General features: G+C 68.6%; 21 protein-coding genes. 13 read left to right on the top strand and 8 right to left on the bottom strand.

The window, feature by feature from the left end:
* Positions 1 to 214: 214 nt before the first annotated feature.
* Together aceA and U4E84_RS00945 are read left to right on the top strand one after the other, a co-directional pair.
* Entirely contained in the window at positions 215 to 1,303 is a 1,089-nt protein-coding gene (aceA, locus tag U4E84_RS00940; protein ID WP_322530215.1) for an isocitrate lyase, read from the top strand.
* 156 nt (positions 1,304 to 1,459) lie between these two features.
* Positions 1,460 to 2,383, top strand: coding sequence for an AEC family transporter (locus U4E84_RS00945; RefSeq protein WP_322530216.1), 924 nt, complete (start codon positions 1,460 to 1,462; stop codon positions 2,381 to 2,383).
* 90 nt (positions 2,384 to 2,473) lie between these two features.
* Here U4E84_RS00945 and U4E84_RS00950 read toward each other — a convergent pair whose 3' ends face one another.
* The 3 genes from U4E84_RS00950 to arcS all read right to left on the bottom strand — a co-directional run bounded on the left by U4E84_RS00950 (position 2,474) and on the right by arcS (position 5,454).
* Entirely contained in the window at positions 2,474 to 2,638 is a 165-nt protein-coding gene (locus U4E84_RS00950) for a hypothetical protein (RefSeq protein ID WP_322530217.1), read from the bottom strand.
* Positions 2,639 to 2,711: 73 nt separating this feature from the next.
* Positions 2,712 to 3,407, bottom strand: a complete 696-nt coding sequence (locus tag U4E84_RS00955; protein WP_322530218.1) for a bacterio-opsin activator domain-containing protein — start codon at positions 3,405 to 3,407, stop codon at positions 2,712 to 2,714.
* A gap of 244 nt (positions 3,408 to 3,651) precedes the next feature.
* Positions 3,652 to 5,454 carry an archaeosine synthase subunit alpha gene (arcS, locus tag U4E84_RS00960; RefSeq protein WP_322530219.1) on the bottom strand — a complete coding sequence of 601 codons (1,803 nt, stop codon included), beginning with the start codon at positions 5,452 to 5,454 and terminating at the stop codon, positions 3,652 to 3,654.
* A gap of 104 nt (positions 5,455 to 5,558) precedes the next feature.
* Here arcS and U4E84_RS00965 point away from each other — a divergent pair, with 104 nt between their 5' ends.
* Positions 5,559 to 7,082: a PQQ-binding-like beta-propeller repeat protein gene (locus U4E84_RS00965; protein ID WP_322530220.1), complete on the top strand. Its 1,524-nt coding sequence runs from the start codon at positions 5,559 to 5,561 to the stop codon at positions 7,080 to 7,082.
* A gap of 117 nt (positions 7,083 to 7,199) precedes the next feature.
* Complete coding sequence (locus U4E84_RS00970; RefSeq protein ID WP_322530221.1) at positions 7,200 to 7,646, top strand: pyridoxamine 5'-phosphate oxidase family protein; 447 nt, start codon at positions 7,200 to 7,202, stop codon at positions 7,644 to 7,646.
* A gap of 22 nt (positions 7,647 to 7,668) precedes the next feature.
* On the opposite strand, the gene tgtA is transcribed toward U4E84_RS00970, so the two are convergent.
* From tgtA to U4E84_RS00995, 5 genes are all read right to left on the bottom strand, one after another.
* The gene (gene tgtA, locus U4E84_RS00975) at positions 7,669 to 9,159 is read right to left on the bottom strand and encodes a tRNA guanosine(15) transglycosylase TgtA (protein ID WP_322530222.1); all 1,491 of its coding nucleotides are present in this window, start codon (positions 9,157 to 9,159) and stop codon (positions 7,669 to 7,671) included.
* Positions 9,160 to 9,246: 87 nt separating this feature from the next.
* On the bottom strand, positions 9,247 to 10,023 hold the full coding sequence (locus tag U4E84_RS00980; RefSeq protein WP_322530223.1) for a Nif3-like dinuclear metal center hexameric protein: 777 nt from the start codon (positions 10,021 to 10,023) through the stop codon (positions 9,247 to 9,249).
* Positions 10,024 to 11,038: 1,015 nt separating this feature from the next.
* Positions 11,039 to 11,392 (bottom strand): hypothetical protein, encoded by a 354-nt coding sequence (locus U4E84_RS00985; RefSeq protein ID WP_322530224.1) that lies wholly within the window; start codon positions 11,390 to 11,392, stop codon positions 11,039 to 11,041.
* A 73-nt stretch (positions 11,393 to 11,465) separates the two neighbouring features.
* On the bottom strand, positions 11,466 to 12,464 hold the full coding sequence (locus U4E84_RS00990) for a hypothetical protein (protein WP_322530225.1): 999 nt from the start codon (positions 12,462 to 12,464) through the stop codon (positions 11,466 to 11,468).
* A 247-nt stretch (positions 12,465 to 12,711) separates the two neighbouring features.
* Positions 12,712 to 12,954, bottom strand: coding sequence for a PRC-barrel domain containing protein (locus tag U4E84_RS00995; RefSeq protein WP_322530226.1), 243 nt, complete (start codon positions 12,952 to 12,954; stop codon positions 12,712 to 12,714).
* 162 nt (positions 12,955 to 13,116) lie between these two features.
* Between U4E84_RS00995 and U4E84_RS01000 the strand changes: the two genes are divergently transcribed.
* The 9 genes from U4E84_RS01000 (at position 13,117) to U4E84_RS01040 (ending at position 21,042) form a co-directional block, all read left to right on the top strand.
* Positions 13,117 to 13,416: a rubredoxin-like domain-containing protein gene (locus U4E84_RS01000; RefSeq protein WP_322530227.1), complete on the top strand. Its 300-nt coding sequence runs from the start codon at positions 13,117 to 13,119 to the stop codon at positions 13,414 to 13,416.
* A gap of 239 nt (positions 13,417 to 13,655) precedes the next feature.
* On the top strand, positions 13,656 to 13,868 hold the full coding sequence (locus U4E84_RS01005; protein ID WP_322530228.1) for a dodecin family protein: 213 nt from the start codon (positions 13,656 to 13,658) through the stop codon (positions 13,866 to 13,868).
* Between the two features lie 205 nt (positions 13,869 to 14,073).
* A complete protein-coding gene (locus tag U4E84_RS01010) occupies positions 14,074 to 15,063 on the top strand; it encodes a hypothetical protein (protein WP_322530229.1) in 990 nt (329 codons plus the stop codon).
* Positions 15,064 to 15,137: 74 nt separating this feature from the next.
* Positions 15,138 to 15,821: a DUF2270 domain-containing protein gene (locus U4E84_RS01015; RefSeq protein ID WP_322530230.1), complete on the top strand. Its 684-nt coding sequence runs from the start codon at positions 15,138 to 15,140 to the stop codon at positions 15,819 to 15,821.
* 16 nt (positions 15,822 to 15,837) lie between these two features.
* Positions 15,838 to 16,101 carry a hypothetical protein gene (locus U4E84_RS01020; protein ID WP_322530231.1) on the top strand — a complete coding sequence of 88 codons (264 nt, stop codon included), beginning with the start codon at positions 15,838 to 15,840 and terminating at the stop codon, positions 16,099 to 16,101.
* Positions 16,098 to 17,798 carry a bacterio-opsin activator domain-containing protein gene (locus tag U4E84_RS01025; protein ID WP_322530232.1) on the top strand — a complete coding sequence of 567 codons (1,701 nt, stop codon included), beginning with the start codon at positions 16,098 to 16,100 and terminating at the stop codon, positions 17,796 to 17,798. Before U4E84_RS01020 ends, U4E84_RS01025 begins: the two co-directional genes overlap by 4 nt.
* Positions 17,799 to 18,245: 447 nt before the next feature.
* Positions 18,246 to 19,346 carry a glutamate-cysteine ligase family protein gene (locus tag U4E84_RS01030; protein WP_322530233.1) on the top strand — a complete coding sequence of 367 codons (1,101 nt, stop codon included), beginning with the start codon at positions 18,246 to 18,248 and terminating at the stop codon, positions 19,344 to 19,346.
* Positions 19,347 to 19,738: 392 nt separating this feature from the next.
* Positions 19,739 to 20,407 (top strand): helix-turn-helix domain-containing protein, encoded by a 669-nt coding sequence (locus U4E84_RS01035; protein WP_322530234.1) that lies wholly within the window; start codon positions 19,739 to 19,741, stop codon positions 20,405 to 20,407.
* A 278-nt stretch (positions 20,408 to 20,685) separates the two neighbouring features.
* Positions 20,686 to 21,042: a four-helix bundle copper-binding protein gene (locus U4E84_RS01040; RefSeq protein WP_322530235.1), complete on the top strand. Its 357-nt coding sequence runs from the start codon at positions 20,686 to 20,688 to the stop codon at positions 21,040 to 21,042.
* Positions 21,043 to 21,284 lie beyond the last annotated feature (242 nt).

Here is a 21,284-nt window from a genome sequence, read left to right on the forward strand (position 1 = left end):
GCGCCGTTCCGATGGCCGGGACAGGCGCCGGACCGCGGCCCGACCCGACGACGTTCACGCGGCGCGCGGCCGACAGCCGCGCGGGACGCCGAGGCTCGACGGACCGACGCTCGACCGAGCGGTCCGCGGCCGAACGGCCCACCACCGATCGATCCGCGATCGATCGACCTTCGACCGAGCGATCCCACGACGACGGAGCCACGAAGTGACATCCATGCACCCCAACGAACTCGACGACGACGTCTTCACGAGAGAGATCGACAACCCGGCCGGCCGGCGGCTCCGCGAGCTGTTCGAAGAGCAGGAGTACACGTTCGCGCCCGGGATCTACCACGCGCTCGACGCCCGCCTCGCGGAGATGGCGGGGGTCGACGCCGCCTACATGAGCGGCTACTCCACCGTGCTCGGCCAGTTCGGCTTCCCCGACCTGGAGATGGTCACCATGACCGAGATGGTCGAGAACGCGAAGCGGATGGTCGAGGCGACGAACCTCCCGGTGATCGCCGACTGCGACACCGGCTACGGCGGCGTCCACAACGTCCGCCGCGCGGTCCGCGAGTACGAGAAGGCGGGCGTCGCCGCGGTCCACATCGAGGACCAGACGTCGCCGAAGCGCTGCGGCCACATCGCGGGCAAGCAGATCGTCTCCCGCGAGCAGGCGCGCTCGCGCTTCGAGGCGGCCGTCGACGCCAGACAGAGCGAGGACACCGTCATCATCGCGCGGACCGACGCGTACGGCTCCGCGAACGGCGACTGGGAGGAGCACCTCGAACGCGGCCGGATCTACGCCGACGCCGGCGTCGACCTCGTCTGGCCGGAGATGCCCGACCCGTCCCGCGAGGACGCGGTCCGGTACGCCGAGACGATACACGAGACGCACCCGGATCTCGACCTCGCCTTCAACTACTCCTCGTCGTTCGCGTGGAGCGAACAGGAGGACCCGCTGACCTTCGAGGAGCTCGGCGACCTCGGCTACCGGTACATCTTCATCACGCTGTACGGGCTCCACTCCGGGGCTCACGCGGCCTACGAGGACTTCGCGAACATCGCCGAGAACGACGAACGGGCCCAGTTCGACTTAGAGGACCGGTACCTGGGCCACGAGACGGAGAGCCACCACGAGCTCTCCTTCGTCCCGCGGTACCAGGACATCGAGGCGCGCTTCGACCCCGAGGCGTCGGCCCGGCAGGAGGAGTCCGCCGGATTCACCGACGAGGAGCGCGACCCGATCACGGCCGACGAGTCGGAGTCGACCGACGAGGAGCGCGACCCGATCGCGGCCACCGAGACCGGCGACGACTGATCGCGGCGGGCCGTTCGCCGACCCGCCCTCCGGCGTCTCGCGTTCTGTTTCCCGCCCGTCCCGCGTTCCGTACCGACCGCGTCGACCCGGCAGCGTCGGCGCCGGCCCGAGCCTGACCGGAAGGGTCAACAGCCGCGGTCGCGTCGCCGTCGGCACATGGAGGTGCTCGGCAGGCTGTTGGCGCTGCTCGCGGTGCTGCTGGTCGGCACCGGGCTCCGGGCCGTCGGCGTCCTCGGCCCGGACCGTCGCGAGCGCCTCAACGCGGTCGCCTACTACCTCGCGCTCCCGGCGCTCGTCTTCGTCGCGACGTACGACCGGGCGCTCGGCGACGTGGCCTCGTGGGCGCTGCTCGTCGCGGTCGTCACCGCGTACCTCGGGACGGCGCTGCTCGCGTGGGTCGTCCACCGAAACCGGGTGCCGAGCGGGCGACGCGGGGTGGCCGTGGTCCAGTCGTACCACTCGAACCTCGGCTACCTCGGTATCCCCCTGGTCGCGGCGACGTTCGACGCCGAGATAACGGCGATCGCGAGCCTGGTGCTCGGGATCGGCCTCCTGATCCAGGTGCCGCTGACGGTCCTCGTGCTGGTCTCGCTGCGCGGCGGCGGCCCGGCCGTCGACCTCGGGGGACGGCTCCGGTCGCTGGCGACGAATCCGGTCCTCGTCGCGCTCGCCGCGGGCGTCGGGGTCGGCGGCCTCGGCCTTCCGGTCCCACCCGCGGCCGCGGTCGCCCTCGACGGCGTCGGTTCGCTGGCGCTGCCGCTCGCGCTGATCTGCGTCGGTGCGAGCCTCACGGCCGATCGGTCGGCGCTCGACGGGCCCGCGATCGCGTCCGTCGTCGCGCTGAAGCTGGCGTGTATGCCGGCGATCGCCTGGGCCGCGTTCGCGCTGCTCGGCGCGGGCCCGGCGACCCTCACCGCGGGCGTCGTCATGGTCGGGACCCCGGCGGCGGTGTCCACGTACGTGTTCGCGGCCGAGCTGGGCGGTGACACGGAGTTCGCCTCGCTCACCGTGTTCGTCACGACCGTCGTCTCGGTGGGGACTCTGACCGCCCTGAGCGAGCTGGTCCGGATCGCGGCGTGAGAGCGAACCGAGGGAGCGTCGCGGCCGTCGTTCGGGTCGGAAAGGATCGTTCAGGCCGGGAGAGGGTCGTTCAGGCCGGGAGAGGGTCGTTCAGGCCGGCAGCGTGTCGATGCCGTCGATCTCGACGTAGCCGTAGCCGCACTCGGGGCAGCGCCACTTCGTCTTCTCACCGAGGTGAAGGGTCATCGCCGCGGTCCGGTAGAACGACTGGGTCTCGCCGCAGGAGGGACAGTCCACGTCCTTTTCGAGCGTCATGTTCGGGGATCGGTCCGGCGCGGCTTTGAAGCTACTGATCCGGCGGCTCTCGCCGTCCCGCGGGACCGACGCGTCACGCCCGTCTGAGCGCCAGGGCGATGAGCTTCTGTTCGGCGGCCCGGAGGTGCTGGTGGAGCGTCGCCGGAGAGATGTCGAACCGGTCGGCGAGCTCCTCGGCGGTGACCTCCCGCGGCCAGTCGTAGTATCCGACGTCGTGGGCCGTTTCGAGGACCTCGCGCTGGCGGTCGGTCAGGTCGTGTTCGAGCGCCGCCTGGAGGTACCGCGGTCCGAAGGTCGGCGTCCCGTACGACTGCTCCCGTTTGCGCGTCAGGTCGGCGTCGGGGTAGGCCTCGAGGAAGTCGTCGATCACCGTCGCGACGTCCTCGGACGGCGGCACCTCCGCCCCGATGGTTCCGCTCCCGTCCCTGCCTTCGACGGTACAGGGGAACGCGCCCGCCTCGCCGAGGAAGACCGCGGGACAGCCGCCGTCCACGACGAACTCGAACAACCCCCCGTCCTCGAACCGGTCGACGACGCGCGCGTCCGCCGACGGGTGGTCGTGGGCGCGCGCGAGGACGACCTCGGGCTCGACGCCGGTGATCGAGAAATACTCGGCGTAGCTCCCCGCTCCCCGTGGGACGAACGTCTCCAACTGCGCCGCTCCGCCGTCCAGCGCGGACACCGCGACGAACGGGTGTGCGGGGCTCGAGAGCGAGAACTCGACGTACGTCACCCGATCCGCTGTCCGAGCGGCGTTCTTGGAGGACATGTGGTGACACATCTACAGGCACTGCTTTCAATCTTCCTCCTCCCACACCGCGAGAGGCGGCCCCACGGCGCTCGGTGGCGGAGCCGTCGCACACGGGAGAGCGAAGGATCGCGGAGAGCCGAACGGCAGGGAGTCGGGGATGGCAGGGATGTCAGGCGTGTGCCTCTGACGACAGGACGATGCTCCCGAGACCGCTTAGTCGCACACCCTAATCGGTTAGGTGTGGATCCCGCGACCGCGGCCCCTACTTCTCGTCGACGTGCCGGACCTCGCTGGCGACGCCGCGGGTGGACTCGACCATCTCCGGGCCGGACATCTCGGCGCGGCCGACCGCGAACGCCTTCGAGCCCTCGATGACGACCTCGTCGCCGACGCGGATGTCGTCGTCCGCGTCGACGACGCCGGGCGCGAGCACGGAGCCGTGCGGGACGAACGCGTCGATCTCGACCCGTTTGGTGGGGGCGTCGCTCTCGACCCATCGCCGCGCGCCGGCGAGGGTGAACGAGAGGGTGCCGTACTGGGGCACCATCGTCGCCAGCTGTTCGCCGGGCTCGCCCTCGCGGCCGGCGTCGGGGTCGTCGCCCCACACCTGCAGTTTGGGGTAGCGCCCGGTGGTGCGGACGTCGGCCTCGCCCGGACCGCCGAACAGGTCGTCGCCGGCACCGTCGCCGAGCAGGTAGTCGGCGATCGCTCGGACGGTGTTGTGCTCGCGCTCGCGCTTGCTGTAGGCCGGCTCGCCCCGTAACGCGGCGTTCAGCTCGCCGAGCGACTCGTCCGTGGTCGGGTGGTCGACGCAGGTGTACTCGAAGGGGACGTCGATCCCCGGAGCGTCCTCGACGCGCTCGCAGATCTCGCGGTAGCCGTGGTCGGGGACGTGCGCGATCACCCGCGAGTAGTCGTTGCGGACGAGGTACCGGCGGAGCACCTCGGCGACGAACCCGATCTCGTCCTCGCTCCAGTCGCCAGTGACGACCGCGTCGTAGTGCTGAGCCGGGTAGGTCGTCTCCAGCTCCTGAGGGACCACGCCGATCGGCGAGGTCATCGAGACGGTGTGGCCGCGCCACTGGACCGCGTCGTGGAACTGCCCGTGGCTCTGGGAGTCGCTGTACGGCTTCGTCGCCGAACAGGGCACGAGGACGAGCGGCTGGTCCGTGAACCGGTTCCGGTACCGGCTCGTCACGCGGTCGGCGAACCGCCGGATCTCGACGCGGTCCAGCGTCTCCGCGGTCGCCGCGGTCACCTCGGCGTCGCGCATCAGCGGCGTCCGCTCCTCCAGGTAGCCCCACTGGTCGTCGAACTCGCGGAACGCGGCCGTGAGCCACTGCTCGTGGCGCGTCTGCCCCTCGATGTAGTCGCGGAGGCGACCCGCCCGGATGCGCTCGCGCACGCGCCGGAGCTCCGCGCGGAGCGCGTTCACGTTGTGCTCGGCGCAGTCGGCGCGGGTGAACTCCGCGCGGGGCGTCGCACAGGCCGGACAGGCGCAGGGCAGCTCGTCGAGGTCCTCGAGGAAATGCTCGGCGTCGGCGGTGCAGTACATCCCTTCCGTCCCCTTGGTTCGCGCGAGCGTCGCGTCCACGAGGTCGACGCCGGCGTACGCCAAGAGGGCGACGTTCAGCGGCGTGGCGACGCCCGAGAGAAACAGGGCGGTGTCGGCCGGGAGCGCGTCCTTCGCGGAGAGGATCGCATCGCGGAACGCCTCGCCGTGGCCGACGAACCCGGACGCGTCAGAGAGCAGGTACGCGTCGGCGCCCACGTCGCGCGCCCCGGCGCTGTCGACGACGGCGGCCGAGGGGAACTCGACGTCCGGGTGGTCGACCGCGAACGACTCGCGGACCTCCTCCCGGGTCCCCGCGGGGAACGAGCGGTGCGGGAGGACCGTGAGGGCGGCCTCGTCGCCGTCGGGAACCTCGCGGTCGCCGGCCCAGAGGCTGCCCGCGTCCTCGAGGAAGGGGTCCGCGAGCGCGGGCGTCGTCACCGGATCGGCGAGCCGGAGCTCCCCGAGACGGGCGGCGCCGTCGCGCTCGTGGACCTCGAAGTGGTCGGTCATACGCCTCCTCGCCGGGGGACGGTCAACTGTGTTGCGTTCCGCGGCGCGTCCCGGACCGACGGGGGACCCAAGACTCATGCCGTTCCCCCGAGGACCGCCCGACGATGCCCTCCGCCGACGGACCCAGCGACGGTGACGACTCAGACCGCGACGAGCGAGACGACGGCGACCCCGAGGCGGACGACGGGAACCGCCGCCTCCCCGTCTCTCGACGCGCGGCGCTCTCCGCGGGCGCGGTCGGCCTGACGACCGGCGTCGGGTGGGTCGCCGGCTACGCGACGGGAGTCGGGCGCCCGCCCTGGACCGATCCGGACCCCGACCCGACCGCCGTCACGCGCGCCGTCGACCAGACCGCGTGGCCGGTCGTCGGTCGCGATCCGGCGTCGACGCGACGAGCGCCCACGGCGGCGCTCCCCGACGGCGACCTCGCGGTGGCGTGGACGGAGCGGAAGCCGCAGGAGGCGAGCGACCCGGTCGTCGCGCACGGGCTGGCCTACACCGCCGACTGGTTCCTCGACGACCGACACCGGCTCCGCGCGATCGACCTCTCGACCGGCGAGGAGGCGTGGAGCGCCCGGTTCACCGCCGACCGGACTGGGGCGTCGCCGCCGGCGGTCGCCGGCGACTTGCTGTACTACCACGACGGCGACCGGCTCCGCGCGCACTCGGCGGTCGACGGGAGCGAGGCGTGGACGGCCGCACCGCCGGCGGGACTCGGAACGCGGTCGGTTCCCGTCGCGGGGCGGTTGATCGGGTCCGGTCGCCGCGTCGACGAAGCGGACGCGTCGGCCGTCGTCGCGGTCGGAAACGGCAACGGCGAGCGGTCGTGGGCGCGGTCGTACCCCGCCCACGCGTTCGCGCCGCGTGCCGCGGACGGCGCGGCGTTCGTGCCGCTGTACGGCTGGGACCGGTCCGGGGACGGGACGGCGGACGAGGCGTCCGGCGACGGAAACGGAACGACGGACGGCGATGGAAACGGAACGACGGACGGCGACGGAAACGGAACGACGGACGGGGACGCGGGCGAGCGCGACGGCGTCGTCGCCCTCGACGCCGAGACGGGAGACGAGCGCTGGCGGTCCGACGAGGTCCCGCGGGTGAGTGAGATGCGGGCGATCGGTCACGGACTGGTCCTCGTGACCACCTTCGATCGCCGCCTCGTCGCCCTCGACGTCGGGGACGGGAGCCGCCGCTGGACCGCCCGTTCGGCCCCTGAGTCCCGCTACGGGCGGGAGACGGAGATCTCGCCCCCGGACTTCGATCCGGTCGCGATCGGTCCGGACCGGCTGTTCGCCCGGTACGACGATCCATCCGACCGGCCGGGCCGGATCGCGGCGCTCGACCCGGAGACGGGCGAGGAGCTGTGGACCCACGCGCCGGCCGACGAATCGCCGCGGACGGACGGCCACTTCTGGTTCACCGGTCCGACGGTGGTCGGCGACCGCGTGCTTGTCACCGCCAACGAGCGGAACGAGTGGAGCGTCCTGCGCGAACTCGACGCGGCGACCGGCGCGGTCCGTCGGGAGGTCGACCTCCCGGACGTCGCCCCCGAGACCGCTCCGCTGGTCGCCGAGGAGCGCGTTATCCTCGGCGGGTTCCGGTCGATCACCGCGCTGGAGCCGGTCTGAACTCGCGTCGACCGGGACGAGGTCTCCGGACGCTCCGGGCCGGGTGGCCCGCGATCGGACCCGGTCCGGCGTCGCCCGCGGCCGAACGGTTACGGTCCCGGGGTCCCAACGGTCGCTATGGAGCTGTCCGGCCCGTGGGACCGCGACCGCGTCGACGAGTTCCTCGGCGAGGCGCGGGTCCCGATCCGCATCGGCTGTCGCACTCCCGCGGACGACCCGTGGATCGTCTCGCTGTGGTTCTCGTGGGACGGCGCGGTACACTGCGCGACGAGCGCCGACGCCGACCTCGTCTCGTTCCTCGCACACGACGCCCGCGTCTCCTTCGAGGTGTCGACGAACGACCCGCCGTACAGGGGCGTCAGGGGCCGCGGCCGCGCGACGGTGTCGCCGGACGAGGGGAAGGAGCTGCTCCGCGCCCTGCTGGAGCGGTACCTCGGCGGTGTCGACAACCCGACGGGCGAGCGGCTCCTCCGCCCGGAGCGCGAGGAGGTCCGGATCCGGATCGAGCCGGAGCGCCTCCACACGTGGGACTACACGGAACGGATGGGGCCGGTCGACCGTTGACTGCTCGGCTCCTCCCCGAGGCTCACCGCCCGAGCGTCCGCAGGTCCTCCGTCTCGACGCGGTCGGGCACCGCGTCGAGGGCCGTCTCGGGCCACCCGTCGTGACCGAGCGTCAGTTCGGTCTCGGGGTTCGCCGCGGCGAGGCTCGCGACCCCCTCGGCGGCGGCGACCTGCGCGGCCACGTCCACCCGCTCGGGGACCTCCGCGGTGAGCGGGTACGTCTCCGAGAGCGCCCGCGGGAAGGGACCGAAGGGGGGTTTCACGCGCCACACCGCGTCGTAGTCGTGGGTCGAGGGCGCGTTCGACTCCGTGAGTAGCAGTCGGTCCGGGACCGCCAGCCGGGCGAGCCGCTCGTGGTGGCGCCGGACCTCGGGTCGCCGAGCCGACTCGTGAGAGGTGTAGAAGAACGCGTCCTTCGAGACCGGGTCGGTGCGCTCTAACTCGTCGGCGCGGTCGAGCAGGGCCCGGTACCCGTCGAGCATCGCGGGGTGGCCGCGGGCGCGGCGGTCCACGAGTTCGAGGAGGTTCCCGGACCGGATCGCGGCCTTCACGCGACGAAGCTCTTCGAAGGTGACGTGGAGGTTGTGCTCGGCCAGCAGCCGCTCGGCGTCGGTCTCCCCGTCTCCCTCCGTCTCCCGGAGCTCCGCGGGCGTGTGCTCGGCGCAGACGGGACACGAGCAGGGGAAGTACTCCATCTCCTCGAGGTGTTCGGTCCCCGAGACGGTCAGGTAGCGTCCGTCGCGCGCCATCAGCGCGTAGGCGGCCGAGTCGAACAGGTCGCAGCCGGCGGCGACCGCCAGCGCGAGCATCATGGGGTGTCCCGCGCCGAACAGGTGGACGGGGGCGTCCGGTGCGAGCCCGCGCTTCGCGGCGCGGACCGCCTCGACGACGTCGGCGTAGCGGTAGGCGTTGAGCAGGGGGACCATCGCTCCGACGGGGAACACGTCGAGGTCGGTGTTCGCGGCGTGTCGCCCGGCTTCCGTCCTGAGGTCCGGGAACGTCGACCCCTGCACGGGCGCGTTGACGAGCATCTCTCCCGTCTCCGCGGCCGCCGCATCCGCGAGCGCCCGCTCCGTCGTCTCCAGCTCGCGCTCGGCGCGCTCGCGGTCCGCGTCGGGCGGGGTCGGCACGTCGACGGGGGTCGCCACGTCGCTGCCGATCCGCCGCTGGAACTCGATTATCTCCTCGGTGGTCACGTCGATGTCGCCGTACTCGGCGAGCTGGAAGGAGCCGGAGTCGGTCATGATCGCGCCGTCGAACCCGAGGAACTCGTGGAGCCCCTGCTCCAGCACGCGGTCGCGGATCCGGTCCGTGCTCCGGATGATGTAGGAGTTCGTGATCAGCATCTCCGCGCCGAACTCCCCGCGGAGCCGCGACGGCTCGACCGTGAGGACGTTGGGGTTGACGACCGGTAGCAGCGCCGGCGTCTCGACCGTGACCCCGGCGCGGGGGACCTCCAGCCGGCCGATCCGCCCGGCGGCGTCGTGGTCCCGGATCTCGAAGTGATCGCGCATATCCGGAGTGTGCGGACGCGGGCGGTAAGAGTTGCGTTCGGCAGCGGCCGGCAGGGATGCGTTCGGGGGCGACGGATCGGTCCCGTCTCAGAGCCCGGTCGGATGGCTCACGTACTCGGCCTCCAGGCCCCACTCCGCCGACAGCGACGCCAGCGACCGAACGCCGAACGTCTCGGTCGCGTAGTGGCCGGCGAGGAACACCGTGAGCCCGGCCTCCCGCGCCTCGTGGTAGGCCTTCCCCTTCCCCTCCCCCGTGATCAGCGCGTCGGCGCCCGCCTCGACGGCCTCCTCGAGCCAGTCGACGCCGGAGCCGGTGACGACCGCGACCCGCGCGATCTCGTCGGGCCCGAAGTCGAGCACGCGCGTCGGCGACGCCTCGCCGTCCGGCTGCCCCTCGAACCCGTCGAGCGTCTCGCGGAGCGACGCGGCGGACCGGGGCTCCGCCAGCTCGCCGATCGTCCCGATCGTGATCGGCCCGATCTCGCCGAACGGCTCTCGGTCCTCGAGGCCGACCGCGCCCGCGACGCCGGCCGCGTTGCCGAGGTCGATGTGGCCGTCCAGCGGGAGGTGGGAGACGTACAGGGCGACGTCGCGCTCGATCAGCGCCGCGACCCGCTCGTACGTCCGACCGGTGACGCGGTCGATGCCGCCCCACGAGATCCCGTGATGGACGACGAGAACGTCGGCGCCCGCGTCGGCCGCGGCGTCGATCGTCGCCCGCGCGGCGTCGACCGCGAACGCGACGCGCTCGACCTCGACGTCGTCCGGCCCGACCTGGAGTCCGTTCGCGCTGGCGTCGACGTCGGCGTACGCCGCCGCGTCGAGTTCCTCGTCGAGCCGCCGCGCGTACTCGGAGAGCTGCATACCGACCGGTGAACCGGACGGAAAATAAAAGACGGCGTTCTCGGAGTCGAACCCGACCGGAGCCGCGGTCGAACCGCGAGCGTCCAGAGAGCGGCGACAGCGCGTCCTCCCCGAGCGGCTGAGAAGCTCTATCCCCACAATATATCAAATATAATTATATCTATGATTTCTATAAATAGGCTGCGAGCGAGGGCGGTCGAGATCGAAAACGGCTCCGGCAGCGAGCCGACAGTGAGAGGACGATAGAGCGGCGTGCGGAGGGACGGAGCGTATCGTAGAACGAACGGTACGGTCGATACGACGCAATGATTGTCGAAATAGTTCTGATATCGAATAAAGAAGGCGGTTATTCGGATTTGTGTTGGAAATACAGCTATCGCGATGGCGGTACCGGATCGGCGATCACGCAGACGAGTTTCCCCCAGAGGACCTCACCGTGCTGCTCAGTTACCATCGACCGGAACCGACAGTTATTTACCAGATTACGTATAGTAAAGCAGAAGTATATTTTTGTTGTTGTGTATGGGTAGAATCATTATCAGCGTGACGTGGAGCGGTGAACGGTCTCTCGAATGGCCGGTACCGTCGAACGCGACTGTCCGTTACAACCGTACGCCTGTAACGAGGGTCGCGTCTCGCGGACCGCGACGGCGGCTCTGGCGACGGGAGGTCGCCGGTCGGCAGCACCGACCGGACACAGAGACGGATACGCCGTACTTACCCGAGTAAGGAGCAGCAACCGAACGGTCGAGACCGTCGACGGGGACGGATACGTCGTGCTTACCGGAGTAAGGGGAGGCAACCGAGCGAACCGAGACAGCCTGTCTCACGGCCGCGTTCCGACCGACACGGGGGGACGGGCGTCCGCCCGCGACGAGTCTCCGACGACCCCCGCCGGTGCGGGGACGTTCTCGGCCAGCCGAGGCCCGAGAGAGGCGATGCCGACTCGCGTCGCCGCCACCTCCCGACCCCTCCAGGGATCCCCAGAGGTCGGAGGAGTGTCGTCCTCGGTTCGTCAGATCCCCGGAATGCCGAAGGCGCCGATCCCCAGTCCGAGGACCGTGTTCAGGACGAAGAGGATGACGAGGGCGGAGACCCAGGCCACCAGGCCGATGAGCACGGCTTTGACCCAGTCACCCGGATACCGCCAGTTGATGACGGCGATCCACACGATCAGGGCGATGAGGGGGCCGACGAGCGGGATCCAGGCCGTCAGTGCCCACGCGATGGCACCGACCAGCGCGGTGACGACGGCGTGACTGTAGTCGTCGACGTCGGCGATGACGCGAGCGCTGATGTATATTGCGAGTCCCCCGACCAGGAGGGCGACGACGAACGCGACTAACGACCCGAGATATCCCGTTACCATACGTTCTTGTTCGTCGACAGCACGAATAAAACTTCGCCGGCGCGCGGCGGACCGTCGACGACACCGCCGCCCGCTACTTCAGCGAGAAGATCCCGCCCGCAGCCGTCAGGCGCGCGACGGTCGACAGCCGGAGCATGTAGGCGGTCAACACGAGGTACGGCGCGATCGAGATCGTGAACGCGACGGCCACGAAGGTCTGTAGCGGCGGGAGACCGAGGATTGTGGCGTCCGGGAGAACCCCGCCGTCGATCGCGATGATCGCCGAGGCGTTAAACAGGATGGCCGGGAGCGAGACGACCAGTAGCGTCTGGGACAGCTTCGACACCTCCTTCGTATAGTACAGCGTTTTGAAGTACTCCTTCCCGATGGCGAACAGCTCGAACGCCTCGATGAGTTCGTCGAAGCGCTCGGACGACGCGTCTTGGGACGTCATAAGCGTCCGAGATCGCTCGATGTGCGACCCGTAGTCGAACCCGATCCCCTTCCACAGGACGGCGAACTCCGCGCCGGAGGTGTCCTCGACCGCTCCGAGCCGTTCAGCGGCGTCCGAAACCGTATCCGCGTACTCCTCGACGTCCTCGACGACGTCCTGTTCGACACCGTCTAAATCGCCCGTGAGATCCGCCGCACGAGCACGGATGATGCTGGACATCGCCTGGAGGAACGACGAGGGGTCGGACGGGTTCTCCTCGACGTCGGTCAGTGCGCCGAGGTCCCGACGGAAATTTATCGCGGCCTGGATCCGGTTCTCCTGATTTTCGATGGACGTGATGTCGTGTGAGAGGACGATCGAGTTGATCGAGACGACGATGGAGACCAGGAGGATCATGCCGCTCAGAAGCGTGTTGAGGATCGTCTGAACGGTTGAGGTGTCCGTCAGTAGCGCCTGCATCTCGAAGGTCCACACCGTCGCGAGAGCCATGAACATCGCGAACACCACCGTGAGCAACGCACCGGTCACTGCCAGCCGGTGCGCGTCGAGCAAGATCCACCGCTTCAGGCCGAAGCCGGTGGTCCGGTTCGGGACGGGGAACCAGTCTCGCCACCGCCTCAATCTCTGGACGATACTCATGACACGGGTCGGTGATCGACGGCACTGGGTGACCGCACTCGCAATCGGGGACTCATGGACTCAACAGACGCCCCGCGGTAGCAAAACCCTGTGGGTGGACGCGATCGGTCGGCCACGCCTCATCGCCGTCAGGTACGCATCGCTCCACTCGTCGGCGAGGAGAGCGCCGCCACGGCGTCCGCGTGGAACGTACCGGGCTCGAAAACGCAACGGCAGGAGAGGGACGAGTAATGGTCAGTGGGCGGCGTTACCTGCTCAGGTGGATCTCGTCGTCGGAGATGCGTTCGATGCTAGAGGAGTCGAGCAGGTAGTTGTCCTCGTCGTCTTTGCCCCAGCCCAGTTTCGACCGAAGCGTGTCGGTCAGCCCCGGGTCGGGGTCGACGTGTGCCGAACCGTGCTCCACCTTGATGACGCGACCGACCTGGTCGCCCTCGGAGTTTATCACGTTCTTGCCCTCGTCGTCCGCTGTCAACGTCGACTTGTCTTGCATTGCGATCCGATCGACACCGCGTTCAAGTCTAAGAGTTCTGCTTGCCCCTGCCGAGTGTTTATTCCGGAGTACCACCGTCAGAGCCGGTCCGCACGGTCGCCGAAGGCGGCGCCACGCGCGGCGCCCCCTAGATTGAATACGCGTGCGAACGAACGAGGGGGTATGGACGATCAAGACCGAGTCCACAGTACGTCGATCGAGCCGGGAGAGCTGGTGTACGACGGCGACAGGCAACTGGTGGGGCGCGTGAGCGGTCTCACCGACGACGGGTTCGAGGCGGAGTTGATGACGCCCGGCGAGAGCGAGGTCGAGGAACTGCCGGGAAAGGAGTTCGGCGAGGGATACCTGATGTGGCGGTGCGGCGAATGCGGAGAGATGGGCGAACTGGAGGAGGGACTGCCGGAGTCGTGTCCCAACTGTAACGCTCCGCGGGAAGAACTCACCGCCGTCGAAGAGGATTGAACGGGGCCCTCCCGCGACGGGACGGAGCTGAGAACGACGCGCGGCGCCGGTCTGCCTGTGCGCTACCGCGGCCACCGAGACGCCCGGTTGGCCAGTCGATCGGATCCCCTCGCTTCCCGAGCGGCCGTCTCGGGCCGACGCGACCGACAGTACCGGCGTCTTATTCGCGGTAAGCCCCCTCGATGCGCAGTAACAGATTTATAATTAATAGGGGAGGTCGCGTGGGTGGACACGAACACATGACCGCAGTCAAGATCATCAAAGTGCTGGGCACCTCATCCGAATCGTGGGAGGACGCGGCTCACGAGGCGGTTCGTGAGGCGAGCAGGACCGTCGATAACATCACGGGCGTCGAAATTCAGGACCACACGGCGAAAGTCGAAGACGGATCGATCACCGAGTACAAGGCGACCGTCGAAGTGGCGTTCCCGGTTCGGGGCGAAAACCAATAGTCCGGAAGGCCGACTCCGCAGGCCGCCAGCCCTCGTGGACTCGGTCCTCACATCGCCTCGCAGCCGTTCGAATCCCCGCGTAGCGCTCCGCTCTCCGTTCGTCGCCAGTCAGAGCGCGGACACCCGCGACCCCGACAGCGAGCTTCCGACGCACGGACCACGGTAGCACACGGGTATTTATGCAGGTTCTGGCCGTGCGTACCGTATGACCTCCGAGCCTCGAACGGCGAGTGCCGTACACGACGACGAGACAAGGCGGGAACGCGTGGCGAGGTGGGTGCTCGTCAACGGAGACCGAAGGGCCGTCGCGAGCGGCATCGTCGTCGTGGTCGTGACCGTCGTGGGGACGCTCGTCTTCGCCGGCGTCATGGCGGTTGGGCCGGAGGGCTTCGTGGCGAGGATGTTCAGCAGCGGACTCATCTCCGGGATCATCACGCTCCTCACGGTCGCGCTCTCGATCAATCAGCTCGTCCTCTCGCGCGTGTTCGGGTCGATCAACGTGCTGACAGACAGGCTCAACGGATCGCGGGACCTGCGGCGGACCGTCGCGGAGATCGCGGAGGTCCACTCGACCCCCAACGACCCGGCGGAGTTCCTCTCGCTGCTCGCAACGACGCTGAGCGACCGCGCCGCCGAACTGGTGACGGCCGGCGACGGCACAGACTGGAACCCACCGACAGCGCTCACGAGCGCACTGCGCGACATCGCCGCCTACGGGGAGAGCATCGACGCGCAGCTCGAAGCGAACGCGAGAGTGAACGACGTACTCGGCGTCATTTTGGGAACGGAGTACGCGCAAAATATGACCGCTGTCAGACACCTTCGGAACGAGTACGCGGAGTCACTCCCCGAGGAGGCGCTGGCGGACTTCCAAGCGTTGGAGGACCTCTTCGACTCCCTCGCCGTCGTCCGGCAGTTCTACAAGACGATCGCCATCCAGCGGGATCTCGCGACGCTCTCGCGGCTGCTGGTCTACTCGGGGATGACCGCCTTGATGGGCGCGATAGTCCTGACGCTCGTCTATCGGACGAACTCCGTCACGCTTCCGGCGGCGGTGCTACCCGCGGTCGTCAGCGTCGGGATCGGAGTCATCATCGCCCCGCTGGCCCTGTTCGTCGCGTACATCCTCCGAGCTGCGACCGTCGCTCGGCAGACCGTCTCCGTCGGCCCGTTCATTCCGTCAGAGGGTAACTGAGGTCGGTGTCGACGGGAGCGGCCCGCAGTTCGCCGTACCCGAACGCTCATCTACGCGCGCACGGATGATCGGATATGGCGGTTGAACGTGTTGACGACGGCGATAGACCCAGTGAGGAATCGGTCGGTGACGTGTCATCCGGCCTCACCGCGCTGTACCGGGGGGAGATGGACCGGGTGACCACCTGGCGCGGCCGGCTCGACAAGACGACGAACTGGACGGTGACGATCATCGCGGCGGTCCTGACCTGGGTGTTCTCCAGTCCCGACAATCCGCACTATCTCCTGTTGGTCGGGATGATTACCGTGATGACGTTCCATCTCGTCGAGACGCGCCGGTACCAGCGGTACGACGTGTGGCGCGCCCGCGTCCGCCTGCTCGAGCGGAACGTGTTCGCCGCCTCCATCGACCCGGAGAACCGCGCCGATCACGACGACTGGGCGCTCGAGTTGGGCACCGACCTCCGCCGGCCCTCGATCAAGATGCCGTTCGTCGAAGCCTACGCGCGCCGGTACCGGCGCGTCTATCTCCCGCTCCAGACGGTCCTGCTTGTGGCGTGGATCGTTCGACTCACCGTGTTCTCGACGGACCAGGATCCGTTCGGCACGGCCGGAATCGTCGGGGTCCCCGGCGAGGTGGTCGTCGCAGTGGTCGGCGTCAGCTACGCGGTGGCGGCCGCGGTCGCGTTCTGGCCCAGAGAGCGACAGGCGACGGGCGAGATGTACGACCGCGACAAGGAGGGAGACTGGAAGCCGTGAGAGAAGGAGAGAGTAAATGACCCAGGGCCACCACGGTACCACGAGTCCCCGACCAGAAGTGACGGCGCCGGGGTTCCGGAGCGGGACGGACGACCGCGCCGACGCGCTGCGGTTCCGAGCGGTGGTCGACGCCGCTCTCGACGCCTCGACCGGTCACCGGACGGAGCGGCTTCGGGACACTCACCGGTCCCTCCCCCTCGCCGACACGGCCGTCGAGCGGTTCGCGCCCGTCCGGCCCGGAGACGTCGAACTCCCGCGGAACGAGGTGCGGCAGTCGTGACCGACGAGCTGGACGTCCTCCTCGTGGAGGACGACGCTGGCGACGCGCGCGTGTTCGAGGAGCTCCTTCGAGAGGGCGCCGACGCGCTCGACCAGATCGACCTCGACGGCTCGTCGCCGGAGCGGATTCGGACGCACCGCGCGTCGACCCTCGACGCCGGGATCGATCGGCTCACCCAAGCCGAGTTCGACGTGATCCTGCTCGACCTCGACCTACCGGACAGCGGCGGCTGCGAGACGCTCGTCAAAGTCATCGATCAGTGCGGGTTCACCCCCGTGATCGTCCTCGCGGACCCGGACGACCGCGACCTCGGCGTCGACGTCATTCGCAGCGGAGCGAAGGACTACCTGGTGAAAGACGAGGTGACCGGCGACGGCCTCCTCCGGGCCGTCCGCCACGCCGTCGAGGAGACCCACCGCGAGCGGGCACGCCATCGCGAACAGCTGCGATCCCTGAACCACCTCAACAGGATCGGCCAGGACGTCACGCACGCGGTCATCACGTGTTCGACCCGCGAGGAGCTGGAACGGGCTGTTTGCGACCGATTCGTCGAGTCGGACGCCTATCAGTTCGCCTGGATCGGCGAGCTCCACCAGCCGACCGATCGGCTGTCGCCACGCGTCACGGCGTCGAGCGACTCCGCCGACCTTGGCGACGCGACGATACCGGTCGGGTACGACACGGCGGCGGAGGGGCCCGAATCGAAGGCCCTCCGGGCGCGGGACAGCCGCGTCGTGCGGGACGTCCAGTCAGATCCGGAGTACCGAGCCGTTCGCGAGCAGTTGGAGGGACAGCCGTACCGCTCCGTCGCAGCGCTTCCCATCGCCTACGAGGGCGTCTGTTACGGGGTCCTCGCACTCTACGCCGGATCGGCGGCCGCGTTCTCGACCGACGAGACGGAGATCCTCGAACGGCTCTGTGACGCCGTCGGGCACGCCCTCGCCGCCATCGAACGCAAGGACGCCCTCGTGGAGGACACGATCCTCCAGCTGGAGTTCCGGGTCGACGGCGTGGCAGCGCCCCTGGTCGCGCTCACGGCCGACCACGAGTGCGCGCTCGACATCACGAGCGTCATCCGAACCGAGAGCGGGACTCTCGTGTACGGCCGCGTCGAGGGAGTGTCGGCGGCGACGGTCGAGGATATCGCCGCAGAGATCGCGTTCTTCGACGGCTTTGAGGTCCAGTCCGCGGACGGAGACGAGCTGAAGTTCGAGGCCACGACGACCGCCGCGGACGCGCTCGTCACGGCCGTCGCGGAGCACGGGGGGCGCGTCGCGTCGGGGAGGATCCGCGACGGCGAGTTTCGGCTCGTCGTCGAGTTCCCGTCCGGGAGGGACAAACGCCAGCTCGTCGGCTTGGTCGAGCACCACTGTCCGGGCTCGACGATTCAGGCACAGCGGACGGTGCAGCGCAACGAGCCTGACGTGTCGGACGCCCAGTCGGTGTTCCGAGACCGGCTCACGGAGAAGCAGCGCGAGACGCTTGAGACGGCGTTCGCGGCCGGGTACTTCGACTGGCCGCGGGCGAACACCGGCGAGGAGGTCGCCGCCCAGCTCGGCATCTCGCAGGCGACGTTCAGCCAACACCTGCGCGGGGCGGAACGCGAACTCTTCGCCGCCCTGTTCGCCTCCGACGACGAAGCGGCGTCGGGCGAGTCGAACTGGAAATCGATCAAGCCGGAGACGGACGGCGACTGACCGGGACGCGCCGAGTCAATGCCCTCGGTCGGCGGCTCTCACGCAAGATTCAGTGAGTCTACCGCCACGGTCGGTCGATTGTCCTGCAAAGCGGCGCGCGGTTCGGGAGCCTCCGCGCGGATTCTGACCTATGATGTTAGGCGGAATGTTCACCAACCGCTCGCTGGTATCCCTCGTTGGAGAAACAGTATGTCCGAACCACCCCCGAAAGGACAGACGCAAATACGGCTCACAGGCGCCGGTCCACTCGGTATCGACGCGAGAGCCGTACCACTCGGTATGGGCCGACTGATATCGACGCGCTCGGAGCCGGTGTCCGACGTCGCGAGACGACGGCTCCGCGCGTCGTCGCACCGCCACCTACCGAGGATCGAGTCGGCCGGACTCGTCACGCACGACACCGAGAACGGCGTTGCCGAGGTTCCCGACGCAGTGATCTGATAACTCATGTACACGCTCACCACCGGCGTCGAACTGGAGCTGTGGGTCGTCGACGAGACGGGCCGACTGTGCGACGGGACCGCGATAACCGACGCACATCCCCGGATAGAGCCGGAGTTCATCGATCCGCTCGTCGAGGTGAAGACGGAGCCGCACGCCGACGAACGCGACCTACGGCGTGACCTCCGGTCGACGCTTCGGACGGGGCTCCGAGCGGCGGAGACCGTCGGGAAGCGTCTCGTCCCGTTGGGGACGCCGTTGACGGCGTCCGATGCCACCGCGAACTGCGAGCGTGGGCGCATCTTCGAGACCGTCTACGGCAGCGGCGTCCGGAGCGCGAAGAACTGCGCCGGGACCCACATTCACTTCCAACAGAATGCGGTCGTAGACCAGCTCAACCTCCTGACAGCGCTCGACCCGGCGCTCGCGCTGGTGAGTTCCTCCCCCTACTACACTGGCACGCGGGGAGCGGACTCCGCTCGCGCGCTCGCCTATCGAACGGAATGTGGGAGCGAATTCCGCTGTTTCACCGGCCTGTGGGACTACGCGAACAGCCTCGTGGAGTGGCGAGAGCGCGTCGACGAAAAGTACGAGCGGTTCAAGCGACTGGCGGCCGACCGGGGCGTGTCCCCCGAGACGATCGAGGCGCTGTTCGCACCCGAGGACACGGTGTTGAACCCCGTCCGGCTTCGTGAGTGTCAGCCGACCGTCGAGTGGCGGGCGCCGGACGCCACCCTTCCCAGCCAGGCCGTCCGGCTCGCGACCGACGTCGAGAATCTGGTGTCGCACACTCGAACGGCGTCCGTCGAGTACGGGGCCCCGGAGGTCGGTCCAGACCGCATCCGACTCCCGCCGTTCGAGACCCTTCGCGACCTGAGCCGACGGGCCATAGAGTCCGGACTCGACTCTCCGGCGGTCGGGTCCTACCTCCGAGACGTGGGCTTCGACACCTCAGCGTACGACCCGCTCTCGTCACGCCTCGTCGGACCGGAACGGCTCAGTGATTCGGAGGCGCGAACGCGGCGGTTACGACAGGCCGATCGGTTGGAGGCGGACATCAAGAGTCTGACCGGCGGAAAGGCGGGTCAGTCGGTGTTCTCGGCCTGAGCAGTCGGTGGTCACGGAGCCGTCGCGGCGGCGTCCCCTTCGGCTTCGAGGTCGTCACTAAAGTCGGGGGATTTTACATCAGTTGTATTCAGAAATCAAAGGCAGTGGGTCGAGCGAGCCGACCGTCGTGCAGGCCGGTAACCCGGACGTAAACCGGTGGGGTCAGGCGACAGAGATCAGGCGCTCACCGCGGACCGGAGGAGAACGCTCCGTGAAACGGCGCCGTTTCGAACGGGGTACCGCGAGGTAACACGGGAGTACGACCTGTAAGGCGCCGGCGTGCAGTCTCGGACTGCGAGGTTCGGTTGCGGCTCGCGGTCGCTCCGTGACGTGACGACTGGATCGCCCTCTACGCTGAGTATACTAAAGGTCTCTCCAGTCAGTGTACGCGTATGGAGACGGTCGTAGATGCCACAATCCCGACGGACCAGTTCGTCCTCGAAGAGAGCATTGAACGAGTCCCGGACGTCGAGTTCGAATTCGTCCGATTCGCCGCCCACCGTTCGGCGCGTACGATGCCGTTCGTCTGGGGATCGACGGACCGGCCGGATCGGCTGGACGTCGCCCTGCGACGCGATCCGTCCACGGAAGGGGTGAGCTGTCTGTCCACGGGAGACGGTCGCAGCCTGTACTCGATCGACTGGACGGCGTCTGCGTCGCGTCTCGTCGACGGTTTCATCGAGGCCGGCGGATCGGTGCTCGGCATCCGCGGTACCTCCGAACGGTGGACGGTCCAGATCCTGTTTCCCGACCGCGCCACGGCGTCCGAGACGTTCCACGCGTGGCGGGACGACGACGTCAGTCCGTCCCTCTCTCGGGTGAGTAACCTCTCCTGTCGGACCGAGACCGGGACGGGAATGTCAGCGACGCAATACGACACCATCGCGACGGCGTTTCAGCGGAATTACTACGACGTCCCGCGAGGCACGACGCTGTCGGACCTGGCCACGGACCTGGAGGTGTCACACCAGGCCCTGTCCGAGCGCCTCCGCCGCGGCCACTCCCACCTCGTCGAACGGATGCTCTCCGAGTCGGCGACCGCCGTGACACACCGTTCGTGAACCAGCCGAACGAGATCGTGAACCAGCCGAACGAGAGCGAGTTCGCGTGCAGTCGCGCGTCCGATCCACACCGGCTACCATAGTATGGCGAGGAGTGGTACGTACCGTGTCAGGATAGCGGGCACCACCGTTCTGCGGTCGAAGAGCAAGCGACCCGGATGGTCGAAGAGCAAGCGACCCGCATTGTGGGACGGGCGCGGCTACACTCCCGAGTACGTGAACCCCTTTCAGTGGCAGGCTCAGCGATTATGTGGTTGCTGGCCGCAGTATCAGACCGCATGTCCCTGTCAGAAACCGTCTCGGAAATCGAAGGCCTGAGCGACGAGCAGCGCGAGTGCATCGAGAACTGTAACGAGACCGCCCAGATCTGTGAATGGTGTGCCGACGAGTGCCTCGGCGACTCCGACATGGAGGAGTGCGCCCGACTCTGCCGGGACGTCGCCGACCTCACGTCGCTGCACGCACGCTTCATGGCCCGCAGTTCGAACTACAGCGCCCAACTCGCCCGAGCCTGTGCCGACGCGTGCGAGGAATGCGCCGAGGAGTGCGGCCGCCACGACGCCAACCACTGCCGAGTCTGTGCGGACGTCCTCCGGAAGTGCGCCAAATCCTGCCGGAGCATGGCCGACAACTGAGTAGCTATCGAGAACACCGCCGCTTCTTTCGCTGCCTGACCGGAAACACCTCGCAGCTGGAATCAGAAGGACGGCCAGAGACGACGGCGGGACGGACACCGGACGAATCGAAGAGCGGCTGCAGCAGCTCGGACGCGACTCCCGATTCGTCAGAGCGGGCCTCGGCGTCGTCCTCGCCGCGTTCGTCCTTGCCGCCGTCGTTCTCTTGTCCAGAACACCGACTCGCTCGCGAGCGCAGTCGA

The sequence above is a fragment of the Halorubrum sp. AD140 genome, assembly GCF_034497445.1.
Lineage (GTDB): Archaea > Halobacteriota > Halobacteria > Halobacteriales > Haloferacaceae > Halorubrum.